Origin of the sequence: Corynebacterium sp. KPL1824 (genome assembly GCF_000478095.1) — a bacterium.
Taxonomy (GTDB): domain Bacteria; phylum Actinomycetota; class Actinomycetes; order Mycobacteriales; family Mycobacteriaceae; genus Corynebacterium; species Corynebacterium accolens.
The window spans coordinates 496,637-510,318 of sequence record NZ_KI515749.1; the positions used below are offsets into that span (position 1 = coordinate 496,637).

A 13,682-nucleotide genomic window follows, 5' to 3' on the forward strand; every position below is an offset into this window, starting at 1 on the left:
GGCCCACGCAGGAGACACTTTGCGCATTCCGCGGCATTTCTCATGTCGTACGCCCTGTGCTCTTGCATGGGGCTTTTCTTTTTGGAAGGCCCCAGCGGAAAATAAAAGAGATGTTTTGGAAGGAGGCGAGAGACAATGGCAAACCCAAAGAACACTGCAGACTTGGCAGAGCTGAAGGAGAAGCTGGCCGATTCTAGCTCCGTCGTTTTGACTGAGTACCGCGGCCTGACCGTATCCCAGCTGCAGGAGCTGCGTAACAACCTGGGCTTTGACGTTGACTACTCCGTCGCCAAGAACACCCTCTTCAAGATCGCTGCCAACGAAGCTGGCATCGAAGGTCTTGATGATTTGCTGACTGGCCCGACCGCAATTGCGTTCATCAAGGGCGAGGCAGTAGATGCTGCGAAGATCATCACCAAGTTTGCTGATGACAACAAGGCACTCGTCATCAAGGGTGGCTACATGGACGGCGACGCATTGTCTGCGGAGCAGGTTCAGGCCATCGCCAAGCTGGACAACCGCGAGACCACCCTCGCAAAGCTGGCTGGCGCTATGAAGGGTTCTATGGCGAAGGCAGCCGCTGTCTTCAACGCTCCTGCAACCAAGGCGGTTCGCACCGTTGTTGCTCTGCAGGACAAGAAGGAAGCAGAAGCTTAAGTCGTCACAACAGACGCACACATAAAACACCGTGCCTGTTACCCCATCACCGGGGAACAAGCACACAACACAGAAAGGACTTGCCATCATGGCTAAGCTCACCAAGGACGAGCTCATTGAAGCTTTCAAGGAAATGACCCTCATCGAACTGTCTGAGTTCGTTAAGGAATTCGAGGACGTCTTCGACGTTGAGGCTGCTGCACCGGTTGCCGCTGCTGCACCGGGCGCTCCGGCTGAGGGCGGCGCTTCCGCTGCTGAGGAGCAGACCGAGTTCGACGTCGTTCTGACCGACGCTGGCGCTAAGAAGATCGGCGTTATTAAGGCTGTCCGCGAGCTCGTCTCCGGCCTGGGCCTGAAGGAAGCTAAGGAAATGGTTGAGGGCGCACCTAAGGCCATCATCGAAGGCGCTTCCAAGGACGACGCTGAGGCTGCTAAGACCAAGCTGGAAGAGGCTGGCGCTTCCGTCGAGCTCAAGTAATTTTACTGAGCTTCACGCTTTCGAAGCCCCCCACTCTTACCGCGCTAAATGCGGTGGGAGATGGGGGTTTCTCCCGTTTTGCGGGTCCCTTGAGTTTAGTGGGGGAGCCCAAAATAAACGAGAACACCGAGGGGACATTGGAAAGGGATCGAAAGGAACTCACCGCTTGATTTTGCCGGTGACAACGATTCAATCCCAGTGTAATTCCAGGATTCCGGACTTGATCGTCTGGCTGCGGCCTACCGGATTGAAGTGGTCTACAATCACCGGGGCCGACGCTGAAACACTGGGTACGGTCTATCCCTTCGACTTCGAAACCTACTTCGGCCCAACCGTTAATAATAAAGAATTAGCTGCCCAACCAATAGATAGCTCTACGATGTACCCGCGATTTGCAGGAAACCTGTAGTTTAGCCGATGTACCCGTAGTTCGTATTTGAAACTGATTCGGTACGTACGACCCTAATATACGCACTTGGTATAAAATGCGGAAGAGCTTCTAATAGTTATCTATAAGTGAACCTAAATATATTTATATCGGAAGACTATTTATCAATGCTCTTGTCTTGGCGATCCGAAAATGCTATACAGTCTTATATTCAGCAGCGCAATGCTGAGATGTCGTGTTTCCTTTTATGAGAATCCATTCGAGGTATCTTGGAATGGAAGTTCAGTAATCAGGTATTTAGATAAAATACAAAGTAACTGGATAGTGAGGGAGCCGGTCAGCTGGTCTTAGCGGGATTTATAAGAGCGGGTTTCAAATGAAGGTTCAGATTAAAGGTAGACCCGAATTTTGGATATCGCTGAATGTGATATGTGATGCTTTCGCAACCTCACTTTTCACTGCTGGTATCGGGTATTATACCGCAGAAATATCGTTCCTAAGTGCAAGTGACAGTATGCGCGCTGTAGGACTAGGGATATCACTGGGAACGATTACGTCGTTAGTGATGGCAAGAATGGCAGACCTGTTCGGTGCCGTGAGGCTGTTGGCCGGAGTCCAAGTTTTGCAAATTCTGTGTTACGCCTATTTAGGCTTCGCTCCAAAAAATGCAGGAAGCATCTTTGGGTGTATCCTCCTCCTTTTCTTCCTTGGGAGGCTTGTCTCTCCTCTGCGCGGGACGCTTCCCCCTTTGTACCTCAGTAGGGAAAAGTTACTTGAATTTAAGGCGAAGCTGCGGACCATGACTCTAACAGTCGTCTTCCTGGGGGCTATAACAGTTTCCCTTGGGGCTCTGGCGCAGCTTCGGATGGAATTTCTGATAGCTTGCAGTGGCATTGTCGCGTACAGCCTCTGTGCTGCTTCGACTTTTAGGCTCTCGGAAGTCCCAGATACCGAAAGGGAAACGAAAAAGCTAAGTTCGATGTGGAAAGCACTTTCGTTTAACGATTGGAAGTTGTGGTTAGCTCTCCTCGTATCGTTTTCTGTCGTCGCTGTAAGTAGTTCAATTGCTCCCTATGCTATTAGTCTATGGGGAAATAAAGCGTCTTGGCTTCTTGGCTTCTCCTCAATTATGGGAATCTTAATAAATAACGCGATCCATAAAATGATTTCCAATACCGATGGAGTGTTTAATAAGTTGACGAATAGGGCTCGTATTGCCATAGCGATCGGAATCGGCATAGTTGCTTTCTCGATCTTGTCAACCGCTATTTTGTTCTCCATAGCACTGATTCCATTTTTCCTCGTCATGGTGATTGTTATCGTTCTAGTTCACACAGGGCAGACGATTGCGACTGTAGTTGCTTGGGATACGCAATATAACGCAGGATCGGACGACAATAGAGCGTTGATAGTAGCAATATTTTCCCTATCATCCTCTTTTGGTGCCGGGTTAGCGCAGTTATTTGCGGCTAATATATACGGTGTAATCAACCGGTAGTCATCGTATTGCTCCCGCAGGGCAAACTTGAACTTTTGCTTTGTCGTACCCTTTCCGGACAACTAAAATTGGGTTTGCAGCGGAGCCTTTGTCTCCGTCGGAAAACGTAGCCCAACGGAGTACTTCAATGGACGGACCCACCCATCGTTGTGTATGGGTAGGCCCTCCACAAGAGCTCGAGATAACGAACTCCTGTTGAAGTGGACAGAAGATTCTGGAAATGGAAGTTAAGACAGGGTCTCGATACGAAACTTAGGGCGCTTCGCATCGGCAGGATGTGCTCTAGAATTGTGATGGCTAGTGACTTTTTGGACGTTTGCGGCGGTGGAATAGCCGGATGGCTATTCCATTGCATAAGCGTAGAAAGGTCGCAGATTTCGATCCCGTTCGTGACGGCAAGACGGTCACACAGTTTTGCAAAGAATTGGGAATCTCGCGGCAGACGTACCACAACATCAAAAACCGCATAGCGCAGAAGGGTCGAGCAGGCATTGTGCCGGATTCGACTGCCCCGAAGAATCCTATTAAGAAATTCCACGAGACCGACAAAATCGCAGTCGTCCACGCCAGGCAACAGTTGATGGAGCAAGGCTTGGATTATGGGCCCTGGTCGATCTACTACTTCTTGTTCGACACCGTAGGTCCAGATTTCACACCGTCGCGTTCTACAATCGCCTCGTGGCTCCATGAGCTGGGATTCGTTGATGCCAACGCCCGCAAACGGCCACGCAGCTCCTATAAGCGCTTCGCCCGCGATCTCGTCGGTGAACTCTGGCAGATCGATGCACTGGTCTATCGCCTCTTTGACCACGCCCACACACATGTCACGATTTACCAGATCATCGATGATGCCAGCAGATTCGATGTCGGAACCACAGCGTTCGCTCTGCCAGAAAACGGTACTGATGCGCGCGCTGTGCTGGCCGCAGCGTTCGCCACCTTCGGCAAACCTCAAGCGTTACACCACACTAGTGGACGTAACCCTGCTGTATCAGCAGCGTCATCACCACACGGTAATCCGTCATGACGGACTCCTTCCAGTATGCGCCGCACCCGAGTGGTGCGGCTACCGGAAGTATCACCCTAAGCGTTGTGAGCTGCTACCGGATACCTACTAAAGCGCTACCAGATAGTCACGACATTGCTACCAAATAGCCGGTCGCAACGCTTCGGGGAGGTTGGATGAGCCAGAAAGATGTGAAGCGTCGTTGCAGAGTTCGCGTTGAAACACCGCAGGTTTTAGCGGTCTCTGCCAGGCTGCGGCCTGAGGTGAGCCAACTGATGAAAAGGCGGAACCATTTTGCTTGAACTGCGTCGTCATTGGTGCGGGTGAAGGTGGCTTTGCAGATGCGGCATCGCCAGCGTTGACGCCCAGTACTCGTCGTTCCGTGTTTGGTGCAGGCCCCGCTACAGACGGGGCATCGAGGATGATTCTTACTCATCCATTCATCGTGAACCTCGGCGCCTAGCACATCAGCATGCCCCCGGCGGTATTTCAGGTCCGAGGCTGCGTTATCCCTCCGGATAAGTGAAATAATCCTAATACCAGCACGCCAGACCGGCTAAACATATAACTTCACCAACACATCCTGTCGTTTAGGCCCCCGAAGGAGCTGTTGGCGTTGACTTTATCGACTACCACTGAAGCACGCACTCATGTTGATGTTGTTCCCGTTCCGCATCCCGGAGAAATTCTTCTCCTAGAATTCCTCAAACCCTGCGGAATTACCCAGTATCGCCTGGCCAACGACATTGGCACTACCCGCTCTCAAGTCTGCAAAATCACCCGCGGTGCGCTCGGTATCAGCGCCGATATGGCCTTGCGCTGGTCGGCCTACTTTGGGAATTCCGCGGAGTTCTGGCTCGGACTCAAGAGGAATACGATCTGTGGAAAACTCGCCAGACCAGTGATGTCAGCGCCATCATTCCGTGGAATCACAAAGAAGAAGCCGAGTCTCATTCATAGGAACAGTTGACTTGCGCTCATGAGTGGCTAGGGGAATTCCCTTTCTCCCTCGCGTCTGCTTGCGCAAGGGCGCGATCGGCTCGGCGCACAAAGATAAGGGCGGGCCCGATAGCGAGGAGCCCGGCGAGCGCATTGGCCCACAAACCAGTGGTCAAGGTCCAGCGATGAGACAATGCGGCCAGCGGGGTCGACCACACACTAGAGAGTGAAACGACGGTGCTCATTTGGATATTGGTGACTCGGCCAAAAGTTTCTTCTGCCAGAAGCCTGTGGAGTGCGGCATAGGTTACCGCGCCGGCGGCTGGGGCTGTAAGAACAGACAGCCCTAAGGGGATGATCATCAACAGGCTGGGGCTGAGCAGGGCACCACAGGCGATTGATGCAGCAACCCAGGCGCATGTGCCTACCTGAAGGGTGGCGAAGGAGAACTTCTTCTGCAACCAACCCGTCGACAAAGCCCCCACAATCCCGATGAGGCCTATGGACGTGCGGGCTAGTCCCGTTACCCATCCAGGGTTATTCCCCTCCTCCAGTATGAGGACCGCCATGAACAGCGAGCCGTTAATTGCGCAGTTCGACAGTGTTTGCATGGCAATGAGCCCGCGAAGTAGTGGCGCGCGAGCCACGATGGCTAAGCCTTCCTTCGTCGTGCGTAGGAGCTTGTTCTCTGCCTTCTTTGTGGGGTCTAGGCGAGCCCTGATGAAGAGGAAGAAGACAATGGTGAGGATATTTGCCAGACCGACAAACACGAAGGGCAGTGCCACATTGACTTCTAGAAGCGCGCCGCCCACAGTGGGGCCGATGAGTCCCGCAAATTGCAGACGTGCTTGGATGAGCCCTTGTTTGGAGGCGAGCTGTTCTTCCTCAACGAGCTGGGGCAGGCAAGGGTCGGAGCAAGCTTGACCTATCCGGTAAAAGAACATCATGCTCCCGAGAAGCGCACCGAAGACCATGGGGGAGAAACCTCCGGATAGGATGAGACCCGCTAACGCGAGGTTGAGTACCCCGGCTAGAGCGTTGGTCACAATGATGAGTGGCTTGCGGCGCCACATATCCGCAAGAGAGCCGCCGATGATTCCGCCTGCCAGTGCAGCTATTCCGGTGATGGTTCCATACAGTCCAGCAAGGGTAAGGCTATCGCTCAAGCGTAGAGTGACTACCGGAATAGCAAGCCCGGCTCCTACCCCGGCTATCTGAGCCACGAGGTCAGACCACAGGAATAGTCTAAAATCACTTGGGTTGGTGCGATCAACTTCATTTATATTCAATGCTCCTCCTATAACAAAGCCATCTCAGTCGTCCCTAGGCCCAACTGCAATTAGCATGCCCCAGAGGAAAGATCGCCAATCTAGTCCCGCGTTGTCAGCGATGATGTCTTCCCGAAAGAGAGAAATGCCCCGAGAGAGGTGGTCAGTGGCTGTAGCAACCATTTGAATAACTTGGCTAAGGTGCCCAATTTCTAGCCAGAGCGTTCGAATCGAGTTTAGACTTTCGTATTTCCAGGATATGACTCGAGGATTACCAACAGTAATAAAATGTATTGGGGCATCCACGACATGCGATTGTTTCCCAACCGCGGTCTTCCATTCCTTATAGGGCTCTAGATGATTGAGAAACAGTAAGGAATGGTTTTTCGGGTGGTATAAATAATAACCATCGTCGATTGAATCGCATCTACTAACGCGGACAATGAGCTCGGTTGAGCACAATCCTCCGGCAGATGGGGCCGAACGAAAATGGATGTTTCCGGACTTCTGTTCGTTTGTTGTTGGGCGCTTTGAAAAGCTTGCGGAATCGTAAAGGATTGATGCTAGTGACCTAAGGCTAATTGATTTTAGCTCTGTATTCGTAAAACGTGCAGATTTTCGAGAATTCAAAACAGATTTGAAGCTTCTGGTGTAGCTTATTGTCTCGCCGTGCGGAAGGTTCAATTCTTGCTTGGCGAAAATCGGATTCTCCCATAGATGATGCGGTGGGCCGGTGAGCGCGAGTTTTTCCCTTAAATGCTGGTGATGCTCATCTAGTTGAGCGATTGTCTCGTCGGAACGGACTCCGCTGGCAAATGCGTAGTCGCGCGCGAGCGGAGGAGTATCGGGCCACATATCTAGAACCGTGCATTCGGTATTGGGGGGTTCATTAGAAAAATGCTGTAGTACCCCTAAGTTCTGGAGTTCCGGAAATGAATCTTCGCTAGACACGACCGTTACTCCACTAATAGTTTGACTATCTAATAAGCGGAAGAGTTCCTCCCTTGCCTTCTGGTTTAAGATTGTCTGAGTTTGCTCTAGAGGGTTGTCCCAAACGAGATACGGTCCCTTGAACCGAAAATGGCCCACTGTCGCTATTCTAAGCATCGTTTAAAGTCCTTTGTAAATATCTAGCAATGGCGTTGGAGACGAGATTCGTGCCAGCTCGGTCTTCGTAGAATAGCCAATCGAAGCAAACGTTACATTCAAGAAATATTGGGTCACCTCCTTGTATTAGGAGGTCGATGGCACATAAATTACAACCGGATAGTTGGGAGTATTCAATTAGAATATCTTTTAATCTTTGGGTAGATTTATATAGAGATACGCTCACGCCGTTGTTCTCTTGCCACAGGTCGTCTGCATTGTCATATCCTGATACTCGGAAAACGATAACTTCTTGGTCGATTACGTAGCAGCGGAGCTCATACTCTGAGTTCATATACTTCTGGAATAGGAGAGGTACCGGCTCATCACGAGTTGATTGATCTAGCTTCAAACGTTTAGGCATAGCTCCAAGAAGTGTTCCCGGAGTCGGTTCTACCCAGTGGGGGCCAATCGGTTTGGCAATTGAAAAGGGAAACGCCGCTTCATATCCAATTGACGTTTGAGGGGTAGTAAGCCCAATAGAATTGGCGAGCTGAATTTGTGCAAGCCGTGACCGAGCGTTACAAAATTGGTTTACGCTAAATAAAGCAATCTCTTCAAGCGTTTGTATGTAGGATATTGCCTGATCTTTGATATAAATTATTTCCTCTTTAACGCAAAATACATTTTTTATAGATTCGCGTGAAAAATGGCGGATCCAAGCTACTGCCACCGTGGTGTTGCCATGTTCCGTAACCAGTCTTCCGAAGTTATCTATTGGTATTAGCTCTTTACTGAGTTCGCCGTCGCTGTCAATTCGTACGATTCCAATGTTTTGGCTGGCGAGAATCAGCGACAGGAGGTCACATTCTCGGTCATCTTGGCGGGTTATGAAGACTACACTTTTTGATGGAAGCGATTCGGGGTGATTGTGGCGGAATTCTCGCTGAAAATCGTTGCTTGGGCCTTGAAGTCTTATGGTGATATTTTTGTCTATAAGGATCGTCATAGATATATGGCGGGGTCCTGTGGGTGCATGCTTGAGGGGCTTGCATCCACAGGGGGTAGCTAAAAGTCCTTTTTTACGTCGTGATTTGCTGCCTTGATTTTGTAATCATTAACAAAGGCGTCCAGCTTGTGATTGAGTCGTGGTGTGGGGTGTTCTGTCTGGTTTAGAATCTCCCGTGCTGTCTGAGCGCTGAGACGCGGTGCTACTTCTGTGTGGTGCAAGGTAAAACCTCCCGGTAGTGTGATGTGCATTACTTGCGGTAATTAGAATCTACATGAGCACTTTTGGGTCCGGGTATCCTACAAAAGTTCTATATCTCGTTTCAGGAAGTGTGTTTTGAACAAACGAGTCGGTAGGATGAGCCACCATGCTGCCCAAGTCCCGCATCTTCTCCGTCCTCCTGCTCGGCCTCGGCGTTGCGCTGGTGGCCGCCGGAGTAGCGGCGCCGACGTTTTTGGATTTCTCGCCGCGGCTGCCGTTGGAACTCAAAAACACCACGTGGACTCTTAAGGATGAGTCCGCGGATTCCCAAGTGGTCAATAAGAATGGAACGTCGCCCTATTCCGGGCCGATGACTTACCAGATCAATGCGGGCATCCAAGAGCCTTCGGATGAAGGTACTGCGACGCTGCGCATAGGGGAGACGCGCCTGCGCGGCGATGGCCAAGGACTCGATGATTTAAGCCAAGCGCAGGTGTGGACCTATCCCATTGACCGCCTGAGCGGTGAGGCAAAGGCAGAGGCCAGCCTGAGCCATACCTTGGCCAGCCCTGAGGAGAAGGTTGCTGTCGATGGGTACTGGCTAAAATTCCCGGCGGATGCGGAAAAGACGAATTACCCAGTCTTTGACCCCACATTGCGCAAGGCAGTGGACGCGGTCTTTGAAGAAGAAACTGAAATAGATGGCCGTACGGTGTATCGGTATCACCAGGAAATCGAGCCAACAAACGTAGCGCAGCTTTATGCCGCCGATGGCAATACCACCTCTTTCCCCAAGGAAGATGGGGGACACGAACCTGGTTATTTGATGCACTCGGGCAGTACGGATTTCTACGTCGACCAAGCTACCGGCCTGGTGGTGGGCATGGACATGGATATCGATGACTACTACGCGGACCGAGAGGGCGTAGGCCGCGAGCGAGCATTCGTCTTTAATGGTTCCACCTCAGAGGAGTCCCGCGCGGCGCTACTTGATGAAGCGAAATCGTTCCCACGCAACCGCGTGGCGGAGATTGCGCGGTGGGCGGCACTGGGTATCGGTATCGTGTTCACCTTTATTGGAGTCATTGGGGCGCTGGGAATTTACGACCGTAAAAACAAGCATGTGCGCCGACGCGGAAAGAAAAGCGCCAGCGAAATGACTAGCGAAAGTGTCAGCTAAGAGTATTAAGCGCGGTTCGGGTTGCGGTGGAATGAGTTTTTAGTGGTACGGTGCTTGTGGTTGCCCCACTAGATCTGGCGCAACATTGTTGCCGCGTTGGCGCAGCGGCGAGCGAGAGCTTGCCCCCTAGCGCGGAAAGAAAAAGCCTTAAGAGTGGTGTGTCTTTACATACCTGAGTTTTTCCTATACACTAATTCGTTGCGCTGGAATCTGGAGCTTCGGTGCACATTTAGCCTTTCGGGTTGGTGATGGCAAAACCGACTTGACAAGGTGATTTTGTGCATTCTGAACCCAGACACTCCACAGCAGACCGAATGCTAAAATTACCAGCGGTTTTGCTGCTCGTCGGCCAGGGCGAGTAGCAATCCGCGTGAGGTGCTGGAAGGACCCATCTTGGCAGTCTCCCGCCAGACCAAGTCAGTGGCCAATATCCCCGGAGCCCCGAAGCGATACTCGTTTGCAAAAATTAGCGAGCCTATCGCCCTGCCGGGCCTCCTTGACGTACAACTCGATTCCTTTGCTTGGCTCGTCGGCTCGCCGGAATGGCGCGAGCGTGAGCAGGCTGAGCGCGGCGATAACGCACGCGTGACGAGTGGCCTTGAGGATATCCTCGAAGAGCTCTCGCCGATTCAGGACTACTCGGGCAATATGTCCCTGTCCTTGTCGGAGCCTCGCTTCGAGCCGGTGAAAAACACCGTCGACGAGTGTAAAGAAAAGGACATCAACTACTCCGCGCCGCTGTACGTGACCGCAGAGTTCATTAATAACGACACCCAAGAGATTAAGTCGCAGACCGTCTTCATCGGTGACTTCCCGATCATGACGGATATGGGTACCTTCATCGTGAACGGTACCGAGCGCGTCATCGTCTCCCAGCTGGTGCGTTCCCCGGGCGTGTACTTCGATCGTTCCATCGATAAGTCCACCGAACGCCCGCTGCACTCCGTGAAGATTATTCCTTCCCGCGGTGCTTGGCTGGAGTTCGACGTGGACAAGCGCGATACCGTCGGCGTGCGCATTGACCGCAAGCGCCGCCAGCCGGTAACCGTCCTGTTGAAGGCGCTGGGTTGGAGCGAGGAGCAGATCAGGGAGCGCTTCAGCTTCTCTGAGCTCATGATGTCCACCCTGGAATCTGACGGTGTATCCAATACCGATGAAGCGTTGCTGGAGATCTACCGCAAGCAGCGCCCGGGCGAGCAGCCTACCCGTGAGCTGGCGCAGTCCTTGTTGGATAACTCCTTCTTCCGCGCTAAGCGCTATGACCTTGCCAAGGTTGGCCGTTACAAGGCCAACCGCAAGCTGGGCCTTGGCGGCGACCACGACGGTCTGATGACTCTGACCGAAGAAGACATCGCCGTCACCCTGGAGTACCTGGTACGCCTGCACGTGGGCGAGCGTGAGATGAAGGCGCCAAACGGCGAGATGATCTCGCTGAACACCGACGATATCGACCACTTTGGTAACCGTCGTCTGCGCACCGTGGGCGAGCTCATCCAGAACCAGGTCCGCGTGGGCCTGTCCCGCATGGAGCGCGTCGTGCGCGAACGCATGACCACCCAGGACGCTGAGTCCATCACGCCGACGTCCTTGATTAACGTGCGTCCGGTCTCTGCTGCTATCCGCGAGTTCTTTGGTACCTCCCAGCTCTCGCAGTTCATGGACCACAACAACTCCCTGTCCGGCCTGACCCACAAGCGCCGTCTGTCCGCACTGGGCCCAGGCGGTCTGTCCCGTGAGCGCGCCGGCATTGAGGTGCGAGACGTCCACGCTTCGCACTACGGCCGCATGTGCCCGATTGAGACCCCCGAGGGTCCGAACATTGGTCTGATTGGTGCGCTGGCGTCCTACGCCCGCGTGAACCCCTTCGGCTTCATCGAGACCCCGTACCGCAAGGTCGTTGACGGCAAGGTTACGGACCAGGTGGAGTACCTCACCGCTGATGAGGAGGACCGCTTCGCCATTGCTCAGGCTGAGGTCGAGCAGGACGAGGAAGGCCGCCTGATCGGCGAGCGCATCGAGGTCCGCCTGAAGGAGGGCGACATCGGAGTGACCGATGCCTCCGGTGTGGACTACGTTGACGTTTCCCCGCGTCAGATGGTCTCCGTTGGTACCGCCATGATTCCGTTCTTGGAGCACGACGATGCTAACCGTGCCTTGATGGGTGCGAACATGCAGAAGCAGGCGGTCCCGCTGGTTCGCTCCGAGGCCCCACTGGTGGGTACCGGTATGGAGCAGCGCGCTGCTTATGACGCCGGCGACGTCGTCATCACGCCAAAGGCCGGTGTAGTAGAAAACGTCACCGCTGACGTCATCACCATCATGGACGATGAGGGCCAGCGCGATACCTACATCCTGCGCAAGTTCGAGCGCACCAACCAGGGCACCAACTACAACCAGACCCCGCTGGTTTCCATGGGTCAGCGCGTAGAGGCCGGCCAGGTTTTGGCCGATGGCCCAGGTACCCACAACGGTGAGATGTCGCTCGGCCGCAACCTGCTGGTTGCATTCATGCCGTGGGAAGGCCACAACTACGAGGACGCCATCATCCTCAACCAACGCATCGTGGAAGAGGACATCCTGACCTCAGTCCACATTGAGGAGCACGAGATCGATGCTCGTGACACCAAGCTGGGCGCTGAGGAAATCACCCGCGAGATTCCAAACGTCTCCGAGGACGTCTTGAGCGACCTCGATGAGCGCGGCATCATCCGCATCGGTGCTGACGTCCGTGCCGGCGATATCCTGGTGGGTAAGGTCACCCCGAAGGGTGAGACCGAGCTGACTCCGGAAGAGCGCCTGCTGCGCGCCATCTTCGGTGAGAAGGCCCGCGAGGTGCGCGATACCTCCATGAAGGTTCCGCACGGTGAGGTGGGCAAGGTCATTGGTGTTGCTCGCTTCTCCCGCGATGACGATGACGACCTGGCACCTGGCGTCAACGAGATGATCCGCGTCTACGTTGCGCAAAAGCGCAAGATCCAGGACGGCGATAAGATGGCCGGCCGCCACGGCAACAAGGGTGTTGTGGGCAAGATTCTGCCGCCAGAGGATATGCCGTTCATGGAGGACGGCACTCCGGTGGACATCCTGCTGAACACTCACGGTGTGCCGCGTCGTATGAACATCGGCCAGGTTCTTGAGCTGCACTTGGGCTGGTTGGCTCACGCTGGTTGGAAGGTCGATACCGAGGATCCGGCTAACGCCGAGCTTCTCAAGACCTTGCCGGAAGAGCTTTACGATGTCCCAGCGGATTCCCTGACCGCCACCCCGGTCTTCGACGGTGCTACCAACCACGAGATCGAGCGCCTGTTGGCATCGTCCCGCCCGAACCGCGACGGCGACGTACTGGTCAACGAGCACGGTAAGGCCACGCTTTTCGATGGCCGGTCCGGCGAGCCGTACAAGTACCCCATCTCCGTGGGCTACATGTACATGCTCAAGCTGCACCACTTGGTCGATGAGAAGATTCACGCCCGTTCCACTGGTCCTTACTCCATGATTACCCAGCAGCCACTGGGCGGTAAGGCTCAGTTCGGTGGCCAGCGCTTCGGCGAGATGGAGGTGTGGGCAATGCAGGCTTACGGCGCTGCCTACACCCTGCAGGAGCTGCTGACCATCAAGTCCGATGACGTGGTAGGCCGCGTGAAGGTCTACGAGGCCATCGTGAAGGGCGACAATATTCCAGATCCGGGCATCCCTGAGTCCTTCAAGGTGTTGCTCAAGGAGCTGCAGTCCCTGTGCTTGAACGTGGAGGTTCTTTCCACTGACGGCACCCCGATGGAGCTGTCTGGCTCTGATGACGATGACATGGATAGCCCATCGCTTGGCATTAACTTGTCCCGCGATGAGGGTTCTTCCGCTGACATCGCCTAAATAGATTCTCGGTCCACTGCGGAATGCACGGTTCCGGTGTTTAACACCGGGGCCGCCGCGGGCGGGCAATAAAGATTAATTCATTAAAAGCCATCAATTCCT

10 protein-coding genes are annotated in these 13,682 nt (G+C 53.7%); 7 read left to right on the forward strand and 3 right to left on the reverse strand.

From position 1 onward, the window contains the following. Positions 1-135 precede the first annotated feature (135 nt). The 5 genes from rplJ to HMPREF1267_RS12625 all read left to right on the forward strand — a co-directional run bounded on the left by rplJ (position 136) and on the right by HMPREF1267_RS12625 (position 4,997). The gene (rplJ, locus tag HMPREF1267_RS02320; protein WP_005276854.1) at positions 136-657 is read left to right on the forward strand and encodes a 50S ribosomal protein L10; all 522 of its coding nucleotides are present in this window, start codon (positions 136-138) and stop codon (positions 655-657) included. An 88-nt stretch (positions 658-745) separates the two neighbouring features. Then, positions 746-1,135, forward strand: coding sequence for a 50S ribosomal protein L7/L12 (gene rplL / locus HMPREF1267_RS02325; protein ID WP_005276856.1), 390 nt, complete (start codon positions 746-748; stop codon positions 1,133-1,135). Between the two features lie 764 nt (positions 1,136-1,899). Further along, positions 1,900-3,021: a hypothetical protein gene (locus HMPREF1267_RS02330; protein WP_023028264.1), complete on the forward strand. Its 1,122-nt coding sequence runs from the start codon at positions 1,900-1,902 to the stop codon at positions 3,019-3,021. A gap of 337 nt (positions 3,022-3,358) precedes the next feature. After that, entirely contained in the window at positions 3,359-4,048 is a 690-nt protein-coding gene (locus HMPREF1267_RS02335) for a helix-turn-helix domain-containing protein (RefSeq protein WP_023028265.1), read from the forward strand. Between the two features lie 595 nt (positions 4,049-4,643). Then, positions 4,644-4,997: a HigA family addiction module antitoxin gene (locus tag HMPREF1267_RS12625; protein WP_232215093.1), complete on the forward strand. Its 354-nt coding sequence runs from the start codon at positions 4,644-4,646 to the stop codon at positions 4,995-4,997. A 7-nt stretch (positions 4,998-5,004) separates the two neighbouring features. Here HMPREF1267_RS12625 and HMPREF1267_RS02340 read toward each other — a convergent pair whose 3' ends face one another. The 3 genes from HMPREF1267_RS02340 to HMPREF1267_RS02350 form a co-directional block, all read right to left on the reverse strand. Next, positions 5,005-6,189 (reverse strand): MFS transporter, encoded by a 1,185-nt coding sequence (locus HMPREF1267_RS02340; protein ID WP_255343673.1) that lies wholly within the window; start codon positions 6,187-6,189, stop codon positions 5,005-5,007. A 90-nt stretch (positions 6,190-6,279) separates the two neighbouring features. After that, positions 6,280-7,185 carry a SagB/ThcOx family dehydrogenase gene (locus HMPREF1267_RS02345; protein WP_232215094.1) on the reverse strand — a complete coding sequence of 302 codons (906 nt, stop codon included), beginning with the start codon at positions 7,183-7,185 and terminating at the stop codon, positions 6,280-6,282. A gap of 148 nt (positions 7,186-7,333) precedes the next feature. Next, positions 7,334-8,329: a RimK family alpha-L-glutamate ligase gene (locus HMPREF1267_RS02350; RefSeq protein ID WP_023028268.1), complete on the reverse strand. Its 996-nt coding sequence runs from the start codon at positions 8,327-8,329 to the stop codon at positions 7,334-7,336. Positions 8,330-8,696: 367 nt separating this feature from the next. On the opposite strand from HMPREF1267_RS02350, the gene HMPREF1267_RS02355 reads away from it, so the two are divergent. Together HMPREF1267_RS02355 and HMPREF1267_RS02360 are read left to right on the forward strand one after the other, a co-directional pair. After that, on the forward strand, positions 8,697-9,710 hold the full coding sequence (locus HMPREF1267_RS02355; protein ID WP_023028269.1) for a DUF3068 domain-containing protein: 1,014 nt from the start codon (positions 8,697-8,699) through the stop codon (positions 9,708-9,710). 375 nt (positions 9,711-10,085) lie between these two features. Next, positions 10,086-13,580, forward strand: coding sequence for a DNA-directed RNA polymerase subunit beta (locus tag HMPREF1267_RS02360; RefSeq protein ID WP_023016723.1), 3,495 nt, complete (start codon positions 10,086-10,088; stop codon positions 13,578-13,580). Positions 13,581-13,682 lie beyond the last annotated feature (102 nt).

Bases quoted from the DNA above. Each gene is read 5' to 3' on its own strand.
- rplJ (WP_005276854.1), top strand. From the start codon at position 136: ATGGCAAACCCAAAGAACACTGCAGACTTGGCAGAGCTGAAGGAGAAG.
- rplL (WP_005276856.1), top strand. From the start codon at position 746: ATGGCTAAGCTCACCAAGGACGAGCTCATTGAAGCTTTCAAGGAAATG.
- HMPREF1267_RS02330 (WP_023028264.1), top strand. From the start codon at position 1,900: ATGAAGGTTCAGATTAAAGGTAGACCCGAATTTTGGATATCGCTGAAT.
- HMPREF1267_RS02335 (WP_023028265.1), top strand. From the start codon at position 3,359: ATGGCTATTCCATTGCATAAGCGTAGAAAGGTCGCAGATTTCGATCCC.
- HMPREF1267_RS02350 (WP_023028268.1), bottom strand. From the start codon at position 8,329: ATGACGATCCTTATAGACAAAAATATCACCATAAGACTTCAAGGCCCA.
- HMPREF1267_RS02355 (WP_023028269.1), top strand. From the start codon at position 8,697: ATGCTGCCCAAGTCCCGCATCTTCTCCGTCCTCCTGCTCGGCCTCGGC.